Origin of the sequence: uncultured Flavobacterium sp., assembly GCF_963975515.1 — a bacterium.
Classification (GTDB): domain Bacteria; phylum Bacteroidota; class Bacteroidia; order Flavobacteriales; family Flavobacteriaceae; genus Flavobacterium.
The window spans coordinates 10,601-34,771 of sequence record NZ_CAXBGY010000011.1; the positions used below are offsets into that span (position 1 = coordinate 10,601).

General features: G+C 33.7%; 15 protein-coding genes and 4 tRNA genes. 1 reads left to right on the forward strand and 18 read right to left on the reverse strand.

All coding sequences use genetic code 11. The features are described from left to right. Nucleotide 1: 1 nt before the first annotated feature. On the reverse strand, nt 2–5,470 hold the full coding sequence (locus AAC008_RS11885) for a GEVED domain-containing protein (RefSeq protein ID WP_339889506.1): 5,469 nt from the start codon (nt 5,468–5,470) through the stop codon (nt 2–4). Between the two features lie 835 nt (nt 5,471–6,305). On the opposite strand from AAC008_RS11885, the gene AAC008_RS11890 reads away from it, so the two are divergent. Beyond that, complete coding sequence (locus AAC008_RS11890; protein ID WP_339889507.1) at nt 6,306–6,518, forward strand: hypothetical protein; 213 nt, start codon at nt 6,306–6,308, stop codon at nt 6,516–6,518. A gap of 299 nt (nt 6,519–6,817) precedes the next feature. Here AAC008_RS11890 and AAC008_RS11895 read toward each other — a convergent pair whose 3' ends face one another. From AAC008_RS11895 to AAC008_RS11975, 17 genes are all read right to left on the reverse strand, one after another. Beyond that, nucleotides 6,818–8,890, reverse strand: coding sequence for a T9SS sorting signal type C domain-containing protein (locus AAC008_RS11895; RefSeq protein WP_339889508.1), 2,073 nt, complete (start codon nt 8,888–8,890; stop codon nt 6,818–6,820). 257 nt (nt 8,891–9,147) lie between these two features. Continuing rightward, a complete protein-coding gene (locus AAC008_RS11900) occupies nt 9,148–9,459 on the reverse strand; it encodes a DUF3467 domain-containing protein (RefSeq protein ID WP_339889509.1) in 312 nt (103 codons plus the stop codon). Between the two features lie 213 nt (nt 9,460–9,672). After that, nucleotides 9,673–13,983, reverse strand: a complete 4,311-nt coding sequence (rpoC, locus tag AAC008_RS11905; protein ID WP_339889510.1) for a DNA-directed RNA polymerase subunit beta' — start codon at nt 13,981–13,983, stop codon at nt 9,673–9,675. Between the two features lie 81 nt (nt 13,984–14,064). Beyond that, nucleotides 14,065–17,877, reverse strand: coding sequence for a DNA-directed RNA polymerase subunit beta (rpoB, locus tag AAC008_RS11910; RefSeq protein ID WP_339889511.1), 3,813 nt, complete (start codon nt 17,875–17,877; stop codon nt 14,065–14,067). A 245-nt stretch (nt 17,878–18,122) separates the two neighbouring features. After that, a complete protein-coding gene (gene rplL / locus AAC008_RS11915; RefSeq protein ID WP_339889512.1) occupies nt 18,123–18,494 on the reverse strand; it encodes a 50S ribosomal protein L7/L12 in 372 nt (123 codons plus the stop codon). 55 nt (nt 18,495–18,549) lie between these two features. Continuing rightward, nucleotides 18,550–19,044: a 50S ribosomal protein L10 gene (gene rplJ, locus AAC008_RS11920; RefSeq protein ID WP_339889513.1), complete on the reverse strand. Its 495-nt coding sequence runs from the start codon at nt 19,042–19,044 to the stop codon at nt 18,550–18,552. A gap of 22 nt (nt 19,045–19,066) precedes the next feature. Continuing rightward, complete coding sequence (rplA, locus tag AAC008_RS11925; protein ID WP_339889514.1) at nt 19,067–19,756, reverse strand: 50S ribosomal protein L1; 690 nt, start codon at nt 19,754–19,756, stop codon at nt 19,067–19,069. Nucleotides 19,757–19,775: 19 nt separating this feature from the next. Next, nucleotides 19,776–20,213 (reverse strand): 50S ribosomal protein L11, encoded by a 438-nt coding sequence (gene rplK / locus AAC008_RS11930; protein ID WP_339889515.1) that lies wholly within the window; start codon nt 20,211–20,213, stop codon nt 19,776–19,778. A 67-nt stretch (nt 20,214–20,280) separates the two neighbouring features. Next, nucleotides 20,281–20,832, reverse strand: a complete 552-nt coding sequence (gene nusG, locus AAC008_RS11935) for a transcription termination/antitermination protein NusG (RefSeq protein WP_339889516.1) — start codon at nt 20,830–20,832, stop codon at nt 20,281–20,283. Nucleotides 20,833–20,841: 9 nt separating this feature from the next. Next, nucleotides 20,842–21,039, reverse strand: coding sequence for a preprotein translocase subunit SecE (locus AAC008_RS11940; protein WP_339889517.1), 198 nt, complete (start codon nt 21,037–21,039; stop codon nt 20,842–20,844). Nucleotides 21,040–21,055: 16 nt separating this feature from the next. After that, nucleotides 21,056–21,126, reverse strand: a tRNA-Trp gene (locus tag AAC008_RS11945). A 65-nt stretch (nt 21,127–21,191) separates the two neighbouring features. After that, nucleotides 21,192–22,379 carry an elongation factor Tu gene (gene tuf / locus AAC008_RS11950; protein WP_339889518.1) on the reverse strand — a complete coding sequence of 396 codons (1,188 nt, stop codon included), beginning with the start codon at nt 22,377–22,379 and terminating at the stop codon, nt 21,192–21,194. A gap of 62 nt (nt 22,380–22,441) precedes the next feature. Beyond that, nucleotides 22,442–22,513: transfer RNA gene (locus AAC008_RS11955), tRNA-Thr, on the reverse strand. Nucleotides 22,514–22,578: 65 nt separating this feature from the next. Beyond that, nucleotides 22,579–22,659: transfer RNA gene (locus tag AAC008_RS11960), tRNA-Tyr, on the reverse strand. Between the two features lie 68 nt (nt 22,660–22,727). Further along, a tRNA-Thr gene (locus AAC008_RS11965) sits at nt 22,728–22,801 on the reverse strand. Between the two features lie 92 nt (nt 22,802–22,893). Further along, nucleotides 22,894–23,196, reverse strand: coding sequence for a ribosome-associated translation inhibitor RaiA (gene raiA, locus AAC008_RS11970; protein WP_339889519.1), 303 nt, complete (start codon nt 23,194–23,196; stop codon nt 22,894–22,896). A 28-nt stretch (nt 23,197–23,224) separates the two neighbouring features. Further along, nucleotides 23,225–24,118: a tyrosine-type recombinase/integrase gene (locus AAC008_RS11975; protein WP_339889520.1), complete on the reverse strand. Its 894-nt coding sequence runs from the start codon at nt 24,116–24,118 to the stop codon at nt 23,225–23,227. Nucleotides 24,119–24,171: the final 53 nt, after the last annotated feature.

Below are 24,171 nucleotides of genomic sequence, written 5' to 3' on the forward strand. Positions count from 1 at the left end.
TTTAATTTGCGATTATAACTTTTGTTTGATAAACAGGTTTACCATTATTTAGTAGTTGTAAAACATACCAAGTATTAGCTAAACCTCTTGTATTAAAACTAAATTGACTTCCTGATAAAACTTCAATCGTATTTGATAGCACTTTTTGTCCTAAAACATTTACCAGTTCGTAACTATAATTCGTATAGTCTCCTTCAGGTAATTGAACGTTTACTATTCCGTTTGTTACTGGGTTAGGATATACTTTTATAGCTTTAGTATCAAATGCAGTTGTAGCTAAAGGTGAAGCGCTAAACACTACTTTAAAACGATCTCCTGTACTTGCAGTAGCCGAAGTTACAGCAAATGGATACTCTTGAATTGTACCGTCTAAAACAAGTGGTGTTTGAACTCCTGTGAACAAATCGATTAATTTAGCTTCAATATTGGGTACTGTAAATAATTCGGTATTGATTCGTAATTTATAATTATTCACTGACGTATTCCAAACTCTCATATACAACTCATCTAATGGTTGTGGTTCTAAAAAGTGCTCGCTAGATAAAGTTGTGTTATTTCTAACAAATGCAATATTTTCACTTCCGTTTGCAAACTTCTTACCATCGTTCTCATCAACTAAATTATTAGCTGTAGGATAAAAACCTGCAATTGCACCGTCTAATGGATTCCATCCTAAACTTGTTTCTTTGTAGAAACCAACTCTAAAGATAGATGCCGTTACTGCATTGTTTGCCGCTTGATTAGCGTTTTTACCAAATACATTACTTACATCAGTTGATTTTTTATTTTCTGATATAGTAAACGAACCCACAGTACTAGTTGTCGCTCTAACGAAAAACGCTTGACCACTTTGAACCGCAGTTGTAGACGTAGCATAACTTCCCGTGCTATTAGAATAAGTTCCTAAACCTGCATCATAAGAAACATAACCTCCCGAAGAACCTAAAGCTGGATCGTAAACCCAAAATTTATTAATTAAGTTAGTAGCACCTGTCAATATAGCGCTTGGGCTTAATGAACTTGCATAAGGATTACCAATTAAAGTATGTTTAGTATCAATTAAACCTGTATAAGCAACATCACCCGTAATTAAGCTTCCTGTAGCTTTTAAAGTTGTTGCCGTAGCTGGAAGTGTTGAAGCAATATTTCCACTTCCGTAACCACCAGTTACAAAAACTAAATAGGCATTATTTGTTGTAGCATCAAATAAATTAGCTGTTGTTGTATTTGTTACACTTGTCCAACCTGTAGGTGTGTAATTTAGAACTGAGTAGTTTGGACCTACAGCCATTGAAGTTCCAGCTGGACCCCAAATTTCAACTCCAGTGTTAGCCGTTACAGTACCTCCATTTTGCCAAGTAGTATATAAAGAACCGCTTACCCCTTTTAACGGAGCTGTTAGTGCTCTCCATACTCTTTTTGCAGGAATATAGCGTTCGACCGTTACGTTTGTAGCTCCAGTTAACGTACCTGTAACTTCTCCTAACATAGCCGTACCGGTTGCGTCAGATTGTAATGTTACTGATTTTCCACCAAAACTCGCTGTTCCTTGAATTGTTAAACTAGCTGCTGGAGACAAAGTCAAAGCACCTGTTCCGCTAATTGTTAAGGTTTTTCCAGTTTGAACAGTAAAGTCTGTTGCTAAAATTGGATTGTTAGCAGTTGTAGGAATTATTACATCTCTAGTACCGTTCGGCACAGTTCCTAATGACCAGTTAGTTTCATCACTCCAAGAAGTACTGGTTAAACCTGTCCACGTATTTGGCGCAATAATATTTAAAGTAAAATCCCCTCTGCCTGAAGGAGAAATTGAAAATACTCTTACATAGTAGTTTGTATTAGCTGTTAAAGCAACTGTAGATAATACACCTGTTGTGTTACAAGCAACTTGTGATAAAGTACCACAAACTCCAGAATAAACAGCATAACCAACTAAAGCAGTTGTTGTAGGTGTTGCAGAAACTTGAACAGATGTTACCGCACCAGAGTTAAAACTATACCAAGTATCATAAAAAGTTCCAAAACTAGAGCCACATGTAGGATAAGAAACTCCACTAGGACTAGAACAAGAATTATTTGTTGATAATGGCGTATTAATTACTACTGATGAAGCATTAGCACAAACATCATTATTTGTAGCAGGTACACATGCTGGAGTACAAGTTGCAGTTAAAACAATTGCTGCAGTTGGTGTAGTTGAACTATAAGAGTACAATAAAATATAATAATCTGTACCCACAGAAGTACTAAATAAAACTTCTGATCTAACATTACCACTAACTATGTCATCATTACCTCCTATACAAGTTAATCCTGCACATGTTCCGCTGAATACAGCTAATCTAGTATCAACATTTGTTGCTGAACTACCAGTTGATATAGTTACATCATCTCCATTTCCTGTAAATTTGTACCAAGTACCAGCAGAATTTTGAGTAGTAACGCCAGATATTCCACAAACCGCTTGATTCTCATTTGTAGAACCAACTAAAGAAGTAGTAATTGACTCCGAACAAGCTATTGTAATAGCATTTGCACAAACATCATTATTAATAGCAGAAGTAAAACTGCTAGGATTATTAGTTCCTGTTGTAACATTATAGTAATTAATATTTGGTGTCCCTGTACATCTAGCATATTCAAATACTCTAACAAAATATTGTGTGTTTGAAGCTAAACCAGTTACAGTAACTGTTGAACCAGTTCCATCATAAACAATTTTTTCACCTGAAGTATACACAGTACTAACTCCAGTAACATCAGCAGTTCCAGAAGGATCCGTAAATGAATTAACCGTATTAACGACAACAAATCTTCTAGCGCCATTACCATTAGTCCAACTTATTGCTGATGAAGTTAAAGCATTAGAAACAAGTACATTTGAAGCTTGGGTAGTTGGAGCACTTGCCCCATTAACCTGAGATATTGTTGAATAATCAATTTCACTTGTAGCTGTACAAGTAACTCTTAATCTATATTGTATGTTAGCCGTATAAGCTGGAGGAGTGTAACTTAAAGTTGTAGCTCCAGAACCACCAACTGCATCTGCAACTGTTGTTGCAAAATTATCTGTAGATTCTTGCCACTGGTATGTTAACCCACTTACACCAGAAGTTGAACCGGTTACTGTTCTTACACCTGGCAATGCACCTGTACATGAAATAGTTGATATAGGCGAAACAGTACCCGCAGTTGGAGTACCAGTACATACAGAAGCTTGAATAACATTAACTATATAATCCTCAGTTTCCCCATAACTACTTGTAGTAGCTCCACAAGCTTGAGTTGCTAACAAAGAAGAATCATTTCCACCCCTAACTCTCATCCTTGTATTACCTAAAACTGCACCCACAGGAATTGAAATGTTTACAAGAGTTGGTGTCACCCCAGCACTAGTATTATTTGCCCCTAAAAAACCTTCAGAAGCTTCAAAAACACCATTTTGATTAAAATCTATCCAAACGGCCGAATATTGACTAGTATCAACTCCAAAAGCAATTGAAACACCTGTAGTTGTAGCTTGAGTAATATCGGGAATTGTTACTGTATTAAAAAAAGTATAATATGGAGAAGCACTATGACCTGATGAATTATTTAAAGCACCTAATGTTACATTCGTAATTCCATCAGTTGTACCTGATCCAGACGAATATGATGGCGCACAATAAACAAAATTTGCTGCAGTAGTAAAAGAACGCTCAGTACATCCTGAAGCGTCTCCATTCTCATTTTTAGGAACAACTTTCCAATAATAAGTTGTAGCACCTGCCATTGTTGGCGGAGTGTAAGACAGTCCAGTAGTGTTTGTCACTAAAGTTGGATTTGTACTTGTTCCAAAATACACATCATAACTTGCCGGAAAACCAGTTGCAGCAATCCATGTTAATGTACCATTTCTGCTAAAATCAGCTGCTAGATCTGCAGGTGAATGACCTGTTGTACAATCTGGAGGTAAAGTTGGTGCTGGAGCAATTGAGAAATTATCAAAATCTAAAAAATAACTTCCAGTTACCCAAATCGGTAAAATTCTAATTTGAACGTTTTGTCCAGAATAAGCAGCTAAAGAATTAACTCTTGTAAACCAACTTAAACCTGTAGCATGATTAGCGTCGTTAACAGTTTCTAAATCAACAAATGTTACTCCACAATCCGTACTTACTTGAACTTTATAACTTCCCCAACCAGCAGGAGTTGCTGTTGCAGGGTAAGAAGTAGAGTTAACAATTCTATAGTCAAATCTTAACTGACTAGTGGCACTTATAGGGCCAACAGAAATTGTATTGAATGGCAATGATGTACCTGCTGAAGAAATACTTTTATAAATACCATTAGTTCCATTTGCATGTGTAGCACCAATCGTCCATCCTGTTGTATTCCATCCTGTTGGAGTAACTGCACTTGTAAAACCTTCTGAATAAGGCGCAACAACAGCAGCAAGAGCAATAATTTTTGAGGTAGTTAAAGTATTATTACCAGCTAATCCATCACCACTTACAGTAACAGTTGCGGCTATATTATGTGTACCAGCAACTGAAAAATCAGCATTTGGAGAGATTAATACCGTTTGAGATGCTCCTGAAGGTAAAGTTCCAGAATTAACTGCTGTCGTTAATACCTGAGTAGAAGCACCTGTAATATTTAATGAAACAGCTGCATTATTAGTAGAAAAATCAATAGCATTAGCGCCATTATTTTTAATCGTTACTGAAAGTGGTACTGACCCGTTAGCACAACCACTTGTTGGAATTCCTACAACATCCGTTGAAGCCATGTCTATAGCTATAACTGGAGGCGTCCATGTCAACGTTTTTCCTATTGCTGGCTTTACAGTAGTCGTACCAGAACAAGCAGCTGAATTTGCTGTTCCAGCAATTGTACCATCCCAATCCGTACTAGTTGATCTATTATTCCAATCTGTTGTTGCAGAACCTCTCAAACCAACTTGTACTGTGCCTGTAGCTGAAGTTGTATTGGTTGTTATAAAGTCTCCATAGACAATCTCGACTTTATTAGTTCCCTCGTATAATCTAACTTGTGCATTCAAATTTTCACCTGAACCTACCGCATAACGATAAGCAGACGACCATTGACAAACATAAATTCTATTAGGTGATGTACCAATTACTTCTGAACGAACAGTAGCATTTAAATCTCTTGCAAATGCAGCAATTGCAAAATTCGTTGAACCACTTGACAAAGGGGTGTATTGAGAAGTTGAAGGTGCATTACTACCTAAAACTAAAAACCCATTAGTGGTAGGACGAGCAACTGTGTAACCAACTCCATTGTACGTAAAAGTAAAAGGAATTGTAAAAGAGTAATTTGCATTATCAATTGCAGTACCGTGTAAAGTTCCGGATGTTATTGCAGTGTAAGTTCCCATACTTTGCGAAAACGTATAATTACTTACCTGCCCAAAAGAGAACATAGCAAATAATAACATCATTAATAATAATGTAATTTTTTTCATAATTTTTATAATATTTTGTGTGTAAATATTTCGCCAATTTAGGAATAAATACAATATACATTAAGAAAATGTTAACAAATATTGATTTATTGTAAATTTTAACATTTAAAATTGTCTTATTATAAAAATTATGATAAAAAAATAAGATATTTAAACAATCACCAATGTCGTATTTTTTAAGATACTATTTGAACAGATACACCTTGTAGACCCATAGCTTAAAGATACTTTTCTTAACATACTTTTCTTTTATTTCTCTGTTAGTTAGTTCAAACTTTTGGATATTCAAAGCAAATTCTTTAAATAAACATTTGGTTTGTTGCCACGTTAAAACCATTCGGAATTTTACTTTTTCTTTTAGTAATATTAGTAACAGTATTAAGAAATACATTACAGAATATTTATTGAAATAGCTGACAAAAATTAAGTAGGATGCAATTTCTTCAGTTATTCCCAAAGTTAACTAGATTTTGATTTTATTTTAGGTTACAGACTTTTACAAGACTAATTTTTAACTCTCATTAACAATCTCAAGATCCTAGGACGAATAACCAACCACAAAGCCTTGTGCTACAATTCGTGATGAATTAACATAATACAAAATAGCTTCTTGAAAATTTTTTCTTTTTTTACTTTTCAATAAAAAATCAGATAAAACGTCTGTAGATTAGCTACTAATTTAGCTTTTTAAACTTTTTAAATCTACAATCAACAAGAAATAGCTACCGTTAATCCGTAATACATTACACTAAATCGAGTATTTAAGTTTTAACATGTTAAAAATTAAATATTTAAACATATATTTTATATATTAGCATCATAAATTACACATGAAATGAAAAATTACGAAAAAATCAGCATAACTGTTTTTATGCTTATGTTTAATGTTTTAGCATTTGCGCAACCCGGTGATACTGACGGAACTCCAGGAGGATTAGATGGTGATGAACCTGCTGCTCCTATAAGCAACAAATTAATTTTCCTTGCCCTACTTGGAATTGCATATATGTTTTACAAAATTAAAAGCAGTAAAAAACAACTAAATTAATTAGTCTCAGGCTTTAAAATACATATTAAAAACAAAAAATATTAGACTAAAACTAGCTTTTTATTTTTAACATACCAATATAAGAATTAATAAAACTATAATAATTTACTTTGTTATAGTTTTTTTTATACCCCAACTTCACTCAAAAAAAAACATGTTTATTTTATTTAGATTCATATAGTTTATGCCATTTTAAATACATTCTATTGCTAAAATTAGTATGCAATAAAAAAGCAGTTGTGATACTTAATCACAACTGCTTTTTTTCTATATAAAATTAGAATTAGCTATATAAACAACTATTTAATAAGCTTCTTTGTAACTACAGCACCATCTTGACCTGTAATTTGAACTAATACAATTTGATTAGTAGAAGATACGTTTAGTGTTGCTTCAGAGGCATTAACATTAAGCATCTCTGTCAATAGTCTTCCTCTTAAATCAAAAATTCTAACTTGATCAATAACTGACTGACCAGCATTAACAATAACATCTGAATTAGTTGCATAAACAACAACGTCATTTAAAACATAGTCTTTTACATTAAGTACAGTGTTTTGATAAACAATTTCAAATCTATTTAAGAAATCTCCAATTGCAGCAGCAAAAGTATAGTCACCATTATTTAAATTAGTGATTGTATTTGTTAAATTATCTTTTAAGAAAACAGCTTGTGCGTTATTAGCAAATAAGCCATCAACATTACTTAAGGAAATTGTAAAGTTACCAGCAACTGCCGTTTTGAAAGCTAAAGGAACTACATCAGTATCAACAAAAATTCCTTTTCCTTGAATAACAAAAGAAGACTCGCTACCGATTATTGATGTTAACGTTGCACCGTTTGCAGGTTGACTAAAAATTCTACCATCAATACCGTTATCGATTCCTGAAGTAGCAGTTGGCATGTAGGCAATTAATGTTTGACAAAACAAACCTGTTGGAGTAGTTAAATCTAACCAAAGTCTACTTTTATCAGTAGAATTATTTGATTTAAAAAATAAATCATCATTATCAGCTACACGCATTGAGTTAGTAAAGTTCAAGTTAGTTGATGTAGATTTAGCAATAAATCCTTGACCTACTTGAATCGCATATGTTGGAATTAAAGCTGAACCTCCTGCTGTATTGGCAGTACCTCCAGCAAGTGTATAGGTTGCATAAGAAGGGTTGGCTGCGCCATTATCTTTTCTCCAAAAGTAAAGTGCTTCCACCAAACTATTCTCATAAATAAACCCATCAGCATCTAAAGTCGACGGATAAGGATTACCAACTGCATTATATGTATTAGCCGTTACCGGCATTGAAATATTTCCACTATTTGGAAAACCTGTAAAAACAGAAGACCAAATTGTTGGAACTGTTGGGTGATTATCAGGTGTTCTAACTAAATACCCATTCCCTTTTTCAAAATAAGTTGTAGAAGGAGAAGCAACAGCAACATAAATATCACTTGCTGAATCATAAGTGTAGAAACGATTTGGCAAAGTTGAAGGAGAAAACGATTGCAAATATTGATATTCAACAGGAGAAGACCACAAAACATAGTCTAAACGTTTTAAGGGTGAAGTCACACGGTTAACAGTTATGTTTCCAACATTCACATTTACAGGCACGTCATTAATTTGTAATAAATTACCATTACTTTCTACCACAAAATTAGCAGCAGTAGCATTATTTATAACCTCCTCAAACACATAAACATTAGTCCCAGCACTGATTGTCAATGACCCAGAAGATGTTACAGTTAGTTTCTTAGCTATAAATTCACCATCAGAATCTGTAGTGTATGCCCCATTAATTGTAGCTTCGGTAAAATCATCAGGTCCAACTACATTAGACCATGAAGAACCATCCCAAGTACATGTTGGCAAAACACCCGTTATTCTTAAATTATCTATAGCAACGCCAACAGTATCACTTGTTCCAGCTACAGAAAACTTAACTTTCACTTCTGTACCGTTATAAGCACTTATATCGAAAGAAGCTTGAGCTAAAGCAATTGTAGAAGTTGGAGTTCTTGTTCCTAAAACAGTCCATGTCGAACCATTATCTTCTGATATAGAGACAGTGATTACAAATTCAGCTGCCGCACCACTACCTTGCTTTTTTGCTTTAAAACTTAACATTTCTGAATTGTAAGAATCAAAATCCATAGCAGGTGAAACTGTATTAGATGTGGATTTTAACAATCTAATATCTGAAGTACCAGTTACATCCGTATCTGTCCAAGTTGAACTAAAACCAGCAACATTAACACGTTCTGGCGTTATATCGACTTGACCATAACTAAAAGCAGAGATTACAAACAATAATGCAGTAAAAACTTTTTTTCCAAATAAATCGTTAGAAATTAATTGTAAAGATTTTTTCATAATAATAATTTTCATATATACTTATCGGAATTTATGAGTCAATGACTAAAAAAACACCTAAGTAAGTTTTATTTTAACTGTAAATTTACAATTAAAATATAAAACATCATTGTTCTAAAAGACATTTTCGTTTAAACGCCAAAAAAAAACGTTAACAATCAACTCTCTGAAGATTAAAATATTGACTAAATATTCTTTTTTTAGCTTTTTATTGAAGTTAACTTAAAAAAACTGCTAAAGTTATTAAAAAATTAAATTTAAGCTTGACCCGTTGGACCAAAGTTTAAAGGCATTTGTGGTGCATCACCTTCTTTTATTTCCCCATGTGCTTGTTCAAATCTTTGAATGTTTTCAGCTAAAGCTTTTAGTAGTCTCTTGGCATGTTGAGGAGTAAGTACAATTCTAGATTTTACTTTAGCTTTGGGAACTCCAGGCATCATGGTTACGAAATCTACAACGAATTCTGTGTTAGAATGATTGATAATAGCTAAATTAGAATAAATTCCTTCAGCTATTTTCTCATCTAGCTCAATGTTTATTTGGTTTTGTGGGTTGTTGTTGTCGTTCATGTTTTTATTTTTTAGTTGTTTTTTAAAGCTTATAAGTCATACGTTTTTTCACACATAGACAACTAAGTTTTATTTAAAAGTTATTCGTTTCTCAAAACTTCGAGACTTAATGACACCTCGAAATAATTGAAGCAATGAGTTGATTAAAACAAAAAACCATGAGTTTATCAGAAGATATTTACTCATGGTTTCAGTTTTATATAAAGCTATTTTTTAATAGTTATATGTTTCTTTTGAAGCAACCATTTCGTTGTATTCTTCACTCGAACCTACAATCATATCATCATAATCTCTCATACCTGTTCCTGCTGGAATTCTATGTCCAACAATAACATTTTCTTTAAGACCTTCTAATGTATCGATTTTACCTGCTACTGCAGCTTCATTTAACACTTTAGTAGTCTCTTGGAAAGAAGCAGCCGAAATAAATGATTTCGTTTGAAGTGATGCTCTAGTAATACCTTGAAGTACTGGTGTTGCCGTTGCCGGAACTACATCTCTAGCTTCAACTAAGTTCTTATCATTACGTTTTAACAACGAATTTTCATCTCTTAATTGTCTAATTGAAATAATTTGACCTGCTTTCAAGTTTTCAGAATCTCCTGCATCTTCAACGAATTTCATAGCGTATAACTTATCATTTTCGAAGATAAAGTCACTTGTGTGAACCAATTGATCTTCTAACATTAAAGTATCTCCTGGATCTTGAATTCTAACTTTACGCATCATCTGACGTATTACTACCTCAAAGTGCTTATCATTAATTTTCACCCCTTGAAGACGATATACTTCTTGAATTTCATTAACTAAATACTGTTGAACAGCTGCTGGCCCTTTAATTCTCAAAATATCTTCTGGAGTAATTGCTCCGTCAGAAAGAGAAGTTCCTGCTTTAACGAAGTCATTCTCTTGAACTAATATTTGGTTAGAAAGTTTTACTAAGTATTTCTTCACTTCACCAAACTTAGATTCAATAGCAATTTCTCTATTTCCTCTTTTAATTTTACCGAATGTAACTACACCGTCAATCTCAGAAACCACAGCTGGGTTTGAAGGATTACGAGCTTCTAACAACTCAGTAATTCTTGGTAAACCTCCTGTAATATCACTTGATTTAGAAGAACGACGAGGAATTTTTACAAGAATTTTTCCTGCTTTAATTTTCTCTCCGTTATCTACCATAAGGTGAGCTCCAACTGGTAAGTTATAAGAACGAACTAATTCACCTTCTTTTGAATAAATCAATAAAGTTGGAATTAATTTTTTACTTCTTGAATCAGAAATTACTTTTTCTTGGAAACCAGTTTGTTCATCGACTTCAACCATGAACGAATGTCCTTGTTCGATGTCTTCATATTCAACTTTACCAGTAAATTCAGAAATAATAACTCCATTATATGGATCCCATTTACAAATAACAGTTCCTTTATCCACTACATCTCCATCTTTAACATAGATAGTAGATCCATAAGGAATGTTATGTGTATTTAATAGAATACCTGTTTTAGGCTCGATTAATTTAAGTTCTGTAGAACGAGAAATCACAATATCAATTGGTTTTCCGTCAGCATCTTCACCTTTAACAGTTTTTAAGTCATCTAATTCTAAACGACCAGCAAACTTAGTTAAGATACTAGATTCTTCAGAAAGTCCACCGGCAACTCCACCAACGTGGAATGTACGAAGTGTTAACTGTGTTCCTGGTTCTCCAATAGATTGAGCAGCGATAACTCCAACTGCTTCACCTCTTTGAGTCATTTTACCAGTAGCTAAGTTTCTTCCGTAACATTTTGCACAGATTCCTTTTTTAGCTTCACAAGTTAATGGTGAACGAACTTCAACACTTTCGATAGGTGATTCTTCAATTTTCTTTACATGAGAAGCAACAATTTCTTCACCAGCATGAACAATAACATCAGTCGTTAAAGGATCAATTACATCTTGCAATGCAACACGTCCTAAAATTCTATCTCCTAAAGTTTCAACAATTTCTTCATTTTTCTTTAATGGAGATACTTCAATTCCTCTTAAAGTTCCACAATCAACAGAGTTTACAATAACATCTTGAGATACATCATGTAATCTACGTGTTAAGTAACCTGCATCGGCAGTTTTAAGGGCAGTATCCGCAAGACCTTTACGCGCACCGTGAGTAGAAATAAAGTACTCAAGAATCGAAAGACCTTCCTTAAAGTTAGAAAGAATCGGGTTTTCAATAATTTCACCACCACCAGCAGTTGATTTTTTAGGCTTAGCCATCAAACCACGCATACCAGTTAACTGACGAATTTGTTCTTTAGAACCCCTTGCTCCAGAATCAAGCATCATATACACCGAGTTGAAACCTTGTTGGTCTTCTCTAATGTTTTTCATCGCTAACTCTGTTAATTGAGCATTGGCAGAAGTCCAGATATCAATAACTTGGTTGTAACGTTCGTTATTGGTAATAAGACCCATGTTATAGTTTACAGAAATCGCGTCAACTTGAACACGTGCATCTGCAATTAATTGTCCTTTTTGTTCAGGAATTCTAATATCACCTAGAGAGAAAGATAAACCTCCTCTAAATGCGAATTTATATCCCATATTTTTAATATTATCTAAGAATTCTGCTGTTACAGGAACGTTTGTAGCATTAAGAATTTTTCCAATAATATCTCTTAAAGATTTTTTAGTTAAAACCTCATTAATATAACCCGCAGCTTCAGGAACAACTTCATTAAATAAAACTCTACCTGCAGTAGTTTGAATAATTTTGTAAACTAATTCACCTGCTTCATTAAAGTCTTTTGCTCTAATTCTAACTCTCGCATTTAACTCTAATTTCTCTTCGTTTAAGGCAATGTTAACTTCTTCTGCTGAATAGAATGTTAAACCTTCTCCTTTAATTTTCATTTCTGGAGTTGATAAACGCTCTTTAGTCATATAATATAAACCAAGTACCATGTCCTGAGAAGGTACAGTAATTGGAGCACCATTGGCAGGATTCAAAATATTATGAGAAGCCAACATTAATAATTGACATTCTAAAATAGCTTCTGGTCCTAATGGTAAGTGAACAGCCATCTGATCCCCATCAAAATCGGCATTAAAGGCAGTACACACTAATGGGTGTAATTGAATTGCTTTTCCTTCAATTAATTTTGGCTGGAACGCTTGAATACCAAGTCTGTGTAACGTAGGAGCACGGTTAAGCATAACCGGGTGACCTTTAATTACGTTTTCTAAAATATCCCAAACAACTGGTTCTTTTTTATCTATAATTTTCTTAGCAGATTTTACCGTTTTTACGATACCTCTTTCTATCAATTTACGAATAACGAAAGGTTTGTATAATTCAGCTGCCATATCTTTTGGCAATCCACATTCAAATAATTTTAATTCTGGTCCAACAACAATTACCGAACGAGCAGAATAATCCACACGCTTACCAAGTAAGTTTTGACGGAAACGACCTTGTTTACCTTTTAACGAATCAGATAAAGATTTTAAAGGTCTGTTAGATTCAGTCTTAACAGCTGAAGCTTTACGAGTGTTATCAAATAATGAATCTACTGATTCTTGTAACATACGTTTTTCATTTCTTAAGATAACTTCTGGAGCTTTAATTTCCACAAGTCTTTTTAAACGATTGTTACGGATGATTACTCTTCTGTATAAATCATTTAAATCTGAAGTTGCAAAACGACCACCATCTAGAGGCACAAGAGGACGTAATTCTGGTGGAATAACCGGAATTGCTTTTAAGATCATCCATTCTGGGTGATTCTCTCTATTCTTGTTTGATTCTCTAAACGCTTCTACAATTACAAGACGTTTTAAGGCTTCCGTTTTACGTTGTTTAGACGTTTCTGTGTTAGCAGCATGTCTTAATTCGTAAGATAAAGTTTCTAAATCAATACGAGCTAATAAGTCCATAATACATTCAGCACCCATTTTAGCGATGAATTTATTAGGATCTGTATCATCAAGATATTGATTTTCCATAGGAAGTGTATCTAAAATATTTAGATATTCTTCTTCTGTTAAAAAGTCCAATCTTTTTAATTCTTCACCATCAACATTTTTAGCAATACCTGCTTGAATAACTACATATCTTTCGTAGTAGATAATCATATCTAATTTCTTAGACGGTAAACCTAAAATGTATCCAATTTTATTTGGTAAAGAACGGAAATACCAGATATGAGCAATTGGCACAACAAGGTTGATGTGTCCTACTCTATCTCTACGTACTTTCTTTTCTGTAACTTCTACACCACATCGGTCACAAACGATTCCTTTGTAGCGAATTCTTTTATATTTTCCACAAGCACACTCATAATCTTTAACTGGACCGAAAATACGCTCACAGAAAAGGCCATCTCTTTCTGGCTTGTGTGTACGATAGTTGATGGTTTCTGGTTTTAAAACCTCACCTCTTGATTCTGCCAAAATTGATTCTGGAGAAGCAAGTCCTATCGAGATTTTACTAAATCTCTTAATTGGAGTATTTTTATTGTCTCTATTTCTATTGTTCATCATAGTCGTAACATTTAAAAAGTGTTCAGTGTTCAGTAAACAGTGTTTAGATATTTCCAAACACTGTTACTGCCAACTATTTTTTTATTCTTCTAATCTAATGTCTAATCCAAGTCCTTTTAATTCATGCATTAATACATTGAATGATTCAGGTAATCCTGGTTCTGGCATAACTTCACCTTTAACGATTGATTCGTAAGTTTTAGCTCTACCAATTACATCATCAGATTTAACAGTCAAGATTTCTCTTAGCGTACTTGATGCTCCATAAGCTTCAAGTGCCCAAACCTCCATCTCTCCAAAACGCTGACCTCCAAATTGTGCTTTACCACCAAGAGGTTGTTGTGTAATAAGTGAGTAGGGTCCAATAGAACGAGCGTGCATTTTATCGTCAACCATGTGTCCAAGTTTCAACATATAGATTACTCCAACAGTTGCTGCTTGATGGAAACGTTCTCCAGTTCCACCATCGTATAAATACGTATGACCGAATTGAGGAATTCCTGCTTCGTCTGTTAACTCATTGATTTGGTCAATAGTTGCTCCATCAAAAATTGGTGTAGCGAATTTTCTATTTAATTTTTGACCAGCCCATCCAAGAACTGTTTCATAAATTTGACCAATATTCATACGAGAAGGTACTCCAAGAGGATTCAATACAATATCAACAGGTGTTCCGTCTTCAAGGAATGGCATATCTTCATGACGAACGATACGAGCCACAATACCTTTATTTCCGTGACGACCTGCCATCTTATCTCCTACTTTAAGTTTACGTTTCTTAGCGATGTAAACTTTAGCAAGTTTTAAGATTCCAGCTGGTAATTCATCACCAACTGTAATAGTAAATTTCTCTCTTCTTAACCAACCTTGTAAATCGTTTAATTTGATTTTGTAGTTGTGAATTAAGTCATTAACTAAAGAGTTTGTAGAATCATCAGTTGTCCATTGACCTTTTGTTAAGTGAGCAAAATCATCAACAGCGTATAACATTTTTTGAGTGAATTTTTTACCTTTTGGCAATACTTCTTCACCCAAATCATTCATTACACCTTGAGACGTTTTTCCGTTAACAATAGTGAATAATTTTTCGATAAGTTTTTCTTTCAACTCGTTTGATTTAACATCAAATTCTGTTTCAAGTTTATCAATATCTTCTTTATCTTTTGTACGTTTACGCTTATCTTTAACTGCTTTTGCAAACAATTTTTTATCTAAAACTACACCATGTAATGACGGTGAAGCTTTTAAAGAAGCATCTTTTACATCACCAGCTTTATCACCAAAGATTGCTCTAAGTAATTTTTCCTCAGGTGTTGGATCAGATTCTCCTTTAGGTGTGATTTTTCCGATAAGAATGTCACCAGGTTTAACCTCTGCTCCAATTCTAATCATTCCATTTTCATCTAAGTCTTTTGTTGCTTCTTCAGAAACGTTAGGAATATCATTAGTCAACTCTTCGTTTCCTAATTTTGTATCTCTAACTTCTAAAGTATAATCATCAATATGAATAGATGTAAATATATCATCACGAACTACTTTTTCAGAAATTACAATTGCATCCTCAAAGTTGTAACCTTTCCATGGCATAAATGCTACTTTAAGGTTTCTTCCAAGTGCTAATTCTCCATTTTGAGTAGCGTATCCTTCACAAAGTACTTGACCTTTTACAACTCTATCCCCTTTTCTTACGATTGGTTTCAAGTTAATAGATGTACTTTGGTTGGTTTTTCTAAATTTAATTAGGTTATATGATTTTTCATCAGAGTCAAAACTTACAAGTCTTTCTTCTTCTGTTCTGTCATATTTAATAGTAATTGAGTTTGCATCAACATATTCAATAACTCCATTACCTTCTGCATTGATAAGTACACGAGAATCTGAAGCTACTTGTCTTTCTAATCCAGTTCCAACAATAGGAGCTTCTGGACGCAATAAAGGCACAGCTTGACGCATCATGTTTGATCCCATCAAGGCTCTATTCGCATCATCATGTTCCAAGAAAGGAATTAATGAAGCAGAAATAGAAGCAATCTGATTTGGAGCAACATCGGCATAATGAATAGCAGATGGTTCCACAACTGGGAAATCTCCTTCTTCACGAGCAATTACTCTATCTGCTAAAATTTTACCTTTAGCATCAATATCGATATTTGCTTGAGAAATCATCATTCCTTCTTCTTCCTCAGCACTTAAATAAATAGGTTCGTCTGTAATATTAATTACACCATTAGTAACTTTACGGTAAGGAGTTTCAATGAATCCCATTCCATTTACTTTAGCATAAACACCAAGTGACGAAATAAGTCCAATATTTGGACCCTCAGGAGTTTCAATTGGACATAAACGACCGTAATGTGTATAGTGAACATCTCGAACCTCAAATCCAGCTCTTTCTCTTGATAAACCACCAGGCCCTAGTGCAGATAATCTACGCTTGTGCGTAATCTCAGCTAATGGATTCGTTTGATCCATAAATTGAGATAACTGGTTAGTTCCGAAGAATGAGTTAATTACAGATGATAATGTTTTAGCATTAATCAAATCAATTGGTGTAAACACCTCGTTATCTCTAACGTTCATTCTTTCACGAATTGTTCTTGCCATACGAGCAAGACCAACACCAAACTGTTGAGACAATTGTTCACCAACTGTTCTTACACGTCTGTTTGATAAGTGATCAATATCATCAATATCTGCTTTCGCATTAATTAATTCAATTAAATACTTAACAATAGTAATGATATCTTCTTTAGTAAGCACTTGCTTTTCCATAGGAGTATCAAGACCTAACTTTTTGTTTATTCTATAACGTCCAACTTCACCTAAGTTATATCTTTGGTCAGAGAAAAACAATTTATCGATAATACCACGTGCTGTTTCCTCATCAGGCGGTTCAGCGTTACGTAGTTGTCTATATATATGTTCTACAGCTTCTTTTTCAGAGTTTGTAGGGTCTTTTTGCAATGTATTATGAATGATAGCATAATCAGCTTGATTGCTATCTTCTTTGTGTAATAAAACAGTTTTTACATCAGCAGTGATAATTTCTTCAACATTATCTTTGTCAAGAATGGTATCACGGTCTAATATAATTTCATTACGTTCGATAGAAACTACTTCACCAGTATCTTCATCTACGAAATCTTCATGCCATGTATTTAATACACGAGCAGCTAATTTTCTACCGATATATTTTTTTATACCTGTTTTAGAAACTTTTATTTCTTCAGCAAGGTCGAAAATTTCAAGGATATCCTTATCTCTTTCGAAACCGATTGCTCTAAACAAAGTGGTTACAGGTAATTTTTTCTTTCTATCAATGTACGCATACATTACGTTGTTAATATCTGTAGCGAATTCAATCCAAGAACCCTTGAACGGAATAACTCTAGCAGAATATAACTTAGTCCCATTTGCGTGAAAAGACTGACCAAAGAAAACACCAGGAGATCTATGTAATTGAGAAACTACAACTCTTTCAGCTCCATTGATAACAAAAGTACCGCTTGGAGTCATATATGGTATTGTTCCTAAATACACATCTTGAACAATAGTTTCAAAATCTTCGTGTTCAGGGTCAGTACAATATAACTTAAGTCTAGCTTTAAGAGGTACACTGTAAGTTAATCCTCTATCAATACATTCTTCAATTGTATAACGTGGTGGATCTACAAAATAATCAAGAAACTCCAAAACGAAGTTGTTTCTTGTATCTGTAATTGGAAAGTTCTCCATGAAGGTGTTATATAAACCTTCGTTGCCTCTTTCGTCTGATTTAGTTTCTAATTGAAAAAAATCTTGGAATGACTTCACTTGAATATCTAGAAAATCTGGATAGTCAGGGATGTTCTTGGTAGAAGCAAAATTTAATCTTTCAGTCTGATTAGCAATCATCAATGAATAAATTTATGATTTAAAAAAAGTAAATTTTTTGTGTTAAAAACACGGTATATTTTATACTTCCTTATTGCAAATAATCAAAACATCTTTAAAAATAAACCAGGAAAGGTAGTTTTTTTTCTTTCTTCGTTTTTGATTATTTTATTATATAAAAAACAACAAATTCTTTATATGCAAAATGGTTTAGACCTTTGGGATTGCTCCCAAGGTCTAAACCCAGCTTAATTGTTATGTTTTAATTAAACAAGCTCAACAACAGCTCCAGCTTCTTCTAAAGATTTTTTAAGACCTTCAGCCTCATCTTTAGATACACCTTCTTTGATGTTTGAAGGAGCTCCATCCACTAAATCTTTAGCTTCTTTAAGTCCTAAACCTGTTAATTCTTTAACTGCTTTTACAACAGCTAATTTAGAAGCACCAGCTTCTTTAAGTACTACTGTGAATTCTGATTTTTCTTCAGCTGCTTCACCAGCACCAGCACCACCAGAAACTACAACTGCAGCTGCAGCTGGTTCGATACCATATTCATCTTTTAATATTGTAGCTAATTCATTAACTTCTTTAACTGTTAAGTTAACTAATTGCTCTGCGAATTGTTTTAAATCTGCCATTTTTTCTATCGTTTAAAATGTTTTGTAAAAATATAATTTATTAATGTGCGCTTGTTTATTCAGCAGCTTCTTCTTTTCCTTGATTTTGTAATGCTGCAATAACTCTTTGAGCTGGAGATTGAAGTAATCCGATGATTTCTCCAAGAACTTCTGCTCTAGATTTAATAGCTGCTAATCCGTCAAGATTTTCATCTCCGATATAAATATCTTCAGTGATATAAGCTCCTTTTAAGATTGGTTTTAAACCTTTTTTACGGAAATCTTTAATGATTTTAGCTGGAGCACTTGCTACATCAGCGATCATTATAGAAGTATTTCCTTTTAAAACTGTTGGTAATTCACCAAAATTTATTTCTGAAGATTCCATTGCTTTTGCAAGTAATGTATTCTTCACAACTTCTAATTTAATTCCAGCTTTAAAACAAGCTCTTCTTAAATTAGTTGTACTATCTGCATTTAGTCCAGAAATATCTGCTAAATAAATAACATTAACTCCCGCTAACTGTGCAGTTAAATTTTCAATCGCGATTGATTTTTCTTCTTTAGTCATACTATAAAGTTTTAACTACCAATTAAACTGCTTTAGGATCTAAAGCAATTGCAGGACTCATAGTACTAGATAAGTAAATAGACTTAACATATATACCTTTAGCTGCAGTTGGTTTCATTTTGATTAATGTTTGTATAATTTCATGTGCGTTGTCATAAATTTTATCAGCATCGAAAGATACTTTTCCAATTCCTGCATGCACGATACCAGTTTTATCAACTTTAAAGTCAATTTTACCAGCTTTAACCTCTTCAACAGCTTTAGCTACATCCATAGTAACTGTACCTGTTTTTGGGTTAGGCATTAAACCTCTTGGTCCTAAAATACGACCTAAAGGACCTAATTTCCCCATAACTGCTGGCATAGTGATAATTACATCAATATCTGTCCAACCGTCTTTGATTTTTTGAAGATAATCATCTAAACCTACGTGGTCAGCACCAGCTGCTCTAGCTTCTTCTTCTTTATCTGGAGTTACAAGAGCTAATACTCTTACATCTTTTCCAGTACCGTGAGGCAATGTTACTACCCCTCTTACCATTTGATTCGCTTTTCTAGGATCTACTCCTAAACGAACAGCGATATCTACAGACTCATCAAATTTAGCTGAAGAAAGTTCTTTAATTAATGCAGAAGCATCTCTTAATGAATATAATTTATTTTTCTCAACTTTTGATGCTGCTTCTTTTTGTTTTTTTGTCAATTTTGCCATTGTCTAATTCTTTATCGGATTAAAAAGGAGCCGTTCCTGAAACTGTTATACCCATAGATCTAGCTGTTCCCGCAATCATACTCATAGCAGATTCGATTTTAAATGCATTTAAATCTTGCATTTTATCTTCAGCGATAGTTTTAATTTGATCCCAAGTAACACTTGCTACTTTTTTACGGTTAGGCTCTCCTGAACCAGACTTTAATTTTGCTGCTTCTAATAATTGAACTGCAGCAGGTGGCGTTTTAATAACGAAGTCGAAAGACTTGTCTTTATATACGGTAATTTGTACAGGACAAATTTTGCCAGCTTTATCTTGAGTTCTAGCATTAAATTGCTTACAGAACTCCATGATATTAACACCAGCAGCTCCCAGAGCAGGTCCTACCGGTGGCGATGGGTTCGCAGCACCTCCCTTAACTTGTAGTTTAACTACTTTACTAATCTCTTTAGCCATTGTTTTTAAAATTTTAACATCTTCTCATGGAAGCGATAGATGTTGTTTATTATGAATGTAACAAATATTATACTTTTTCTACTTGCATAAAACTTAACTCTAATGGTGTTTTTCTTCCGAAAATTTTCACCATAACTTCAAGTTTACGCTTTTCTTCATTAACCTTTTCAATTGTTCCATTGAAACCATTGAAAGGTCCGTCAATTACTTTTACTGTTTCTCCTGTTGTAAATGGAATTGCAACATTATCAGCATTTACAGCCAATTCATCAACTTTTCCTAACATTCTGTTTACTTCAGACTGACGTAATGGAACCGCATCTCCTCCTTTTGTTTCACCTAAAAAGCCAATAACATTTGTAATTGATTTAATTATGTGAGGAATTTCACCTGTAAGGTTAGCTTCAACCATTATATAACCTGGAAAATAAACTTTTTCTTTACTAATTTTTTTCCCGTCTTTTACTTGAACCACTTTTTCAGTTGGAACAAGAACTTGAGAAACATAGTCAGATAAGCCAAGTCTATTGATTTCAGTTTCAATATAGTTTTTAACTTTATTTTCCTGACCACTTACAGCTCTTACTACATACCATTTCTTTATGTTATTATCTGACATAGGGATATTTTATGATTTTAAAAAACTGTAAATATTTTTAACTACTACTTCAAATGCACTATCAATACCAAATGTTAGTAAAGCAAAAAGGATAGAGAAAACTGCAACAACTATTGTAAGTCTTTGCAATTCTGCCCAATTTGTCCATGTTACATTTGTTTTCAATTCTACAAATGCTTCTGTAATATAATTAACAACTTTTGTCATATGTTTTCTTTTATAGCACGGGCGGAGGGATTCGAACCCCCATCAACGGTTTTGGAGACCGCTATTCTACCCTTGAACTACGCCCGTTTGTTTATAAAACCAGTGTCGTTATAAAAAAACGACACTGGTTATAAAATAATTATTTGTTATGCTTAGTCTAAGATTTCAGTAACCTGACCAGCACCAACTGTTCTACCACCTTCACGAACTGCAAAACGTAAACCAACAGATAATGCAATTGGACTTAATAAATTAACTTCAATAGTTAAGTTATCTCCAGGCATAACCATTTCTACACCAGCTGGTAAAGTAATAGTTCCTGTTACGTCAGTTGTACGAACGTAAAACTGTGGACGATAGTTATTATGGAATGGAGTATGACGTCCACCTTCTTCTTTTTTCAAGATATAAACCTCTGCTTTGAAATGTGCATGTGGTTTTACAGATCCTGGCTTAATAATTACCATTCCTCTTTTAATATCTTCTTTAGCAATACCTCTTAATAAGATACCTGCATTATCTCCTGCCTCACCTCTATCAAGGATTTGACGGAACATTTCGATACCAGTAATAGTAGACGCTAATTTACCAGCACCCATACCAATGATTTCAACTGCATCTCCAGTGTTTGCAATACCAGTTTCGATACGACCTGTAGCTACAGTTCCACGACCAGTAATTGTAAATACATCTTCAACAGGCATTAAGAAAGGCTTGTCAATTTCACGTGGAGGCATTTCGATCCAGTTATCAACAGCTTCCATCAATTCTAAGATAGTAGCTACCCATTTCGGATCTCCGTTTAATCCACCTAAAGCAGAACCTTGAATTACAGGTCCATTATCACCATCATATTGATAGAAAGATAATAAATCTCTAATTTCCATTTCTACTAATTCTAATAATTCAGCATCATCAACCATATCCACTTTATTCATGAATACAACCATACGAGGAATACCTACCTGACGTCCTAAAAGGATGTGCTCTCTTGTTTGTGGCATTGGACCATCTGTAGCAGCAACTACTAAGATAGCTCCGTCCATTTGCGCAGCTCCAGTAACCATGTTCTTTACGTAATCCGCGTGACCAGGACAGTCAACGTGAGCGTAATGACGATTAGCTGTTGCATATTCAACGTGTGAAGTATTAATAGTAATACCTCTTTCTTTTTCTTCTGGTGCGTTATCAATTTGATCAAACGATTTTGCTTCAGAGTATCCAGCATCTGACAATACTTTTGTAATTGCAGCTGTTAATGTAGTTTTACCGTGATCTACGTGTCCAATTGTACCAATGTTTAAGTGTGGTTTGGAACGATCAAAATTTCCTTTTGCCATGATTTAATAATTTAATCTTAGTTATTTATTTATTTATAGTGTTCTAATTATTCACATTTTTGAGCCAATGTCGGGAATTGAACCCGAGACCTCTTCCTTACCAAGGAAGCACTCTACCCCTGAGCTACACCGGCTTATGTGAGTTCAGAAGTTAGAAACTAGGACTTAGAATATCTAAATCCATTTTCTAATTCACTTGTGGGGAGAGCAGGATTCGAACCTGCGAAGTTTTCACAGCAGATTTACAGTCTGCCCTCGTTGGCCGCTTGAGTATCTCCCCAACTTTTAATTATTTCAATAAACCTTAAAATGATTTTATAAAAACCAAATTAGTACTCTAAAATATAGAGCCAGTGGAGGGACTCGAACCCACGACCTGCTGATTACAAATCAGCTGCTCTAGCCAGCTGAGCTACACCGGCCTAATCAATAAAAAAAGTCCGCTATTTCTAACGGACTGCAAATGTATGGAAATATTTGTTTAATCAAAATGTTTTTTGCAAATATTTTTATTTTATACGTGAGCTCTTAATTTCTCTTTTCTTTTTACCAGTACACGTTCTAAAGAATTTGTACATAAATCAACCGCTTCCTCAAAAGATTTTGCTGTTTTTTTAACCATTAAATCATCTCCAGGTACGTTAATTCGCACTTCTGCAATTTTATTTTCTTTATCACTTGTATTCTCTACTTTTAAAAAAACCTCTGATGAGACTATTTTATCATAGAATTTTTCTAATTTATCTAATCTTTCTTGTGTAAAGTCGACAAGTTTTCTGTCAACATTAAAATTTACTGCCTGAACATTTACTTTCATAATTCTAGTTTTTTAAGGTTATACACTATTACTTATTCCTAGGATGCGCATCTTTATAAACTTTTTGCAATTCCGACAAACTACTATGAGTGTAAATTTGAGTAGAAGACAAACTAGCATGACCCAACAATTCTTTAACCGAATTTAGATCAGCACCATTGTTTAATAAATGAGTTGCAAACGTGTGTCTAAGAACATGGGGGCTTTTTTTTACCTTTTCAGATATAGCACTAAAGTAGGAATTAATCATTCGATACACAAATGTTTCAGAAAGAATTTTTCCTTTTTTAGACAAAATTAACACATCAGTATTTTGGATACTTTCTAACTTATCTTTTTGCAAACTATACAAGTCAATTAAATCAATGGTACAATCCAACAAAGGGATTATTCTTTCTTTATTTCTTTTTCCTAAAACCTTTAAAGTTTTATTGTATTTGTCTAGATTATTAGTTTTTAAATTAATCAATTCAGCACGACGAATTCCAGTAGTGTAAAACAATTCGACTATTAGCTTATTTCTGATTGATTCAAAATCATTCTCAACAAACCCCATATCCAAAACGCTATTTAATTCTTTTTCTGAAAAAGGAATTTGAACTTTTTTAGGAACTTTTAAGGATTTGTGTTTTGAAAGTGGACTAAACTCAATTTGCTTAATCTTCAACAAAAATTTATAAAATGATTTTAAAGAGGAAATTTTTCGGTTTATGGATTTATTGGCAATGCCGCTTTCGACCAAAACAACAATCCAGTTTCTTACTTGTGAATAATTAATTTGCTCTAAAGGAAGTTTTTCGTGATTTTCTTCTAAATACTTTTGAAAGGATTTGATATCATCTAAGTAGGCACGCAAAGTTAGAGAAGAATAGTTTTTCTCTTTTTGAAGATAATCCTGATAAGCTTGCAAATTAGTAACCATAAAAAAACCGTTAGCTACAAAGTTACACTTTATAAACTAACGGTTATTATCTT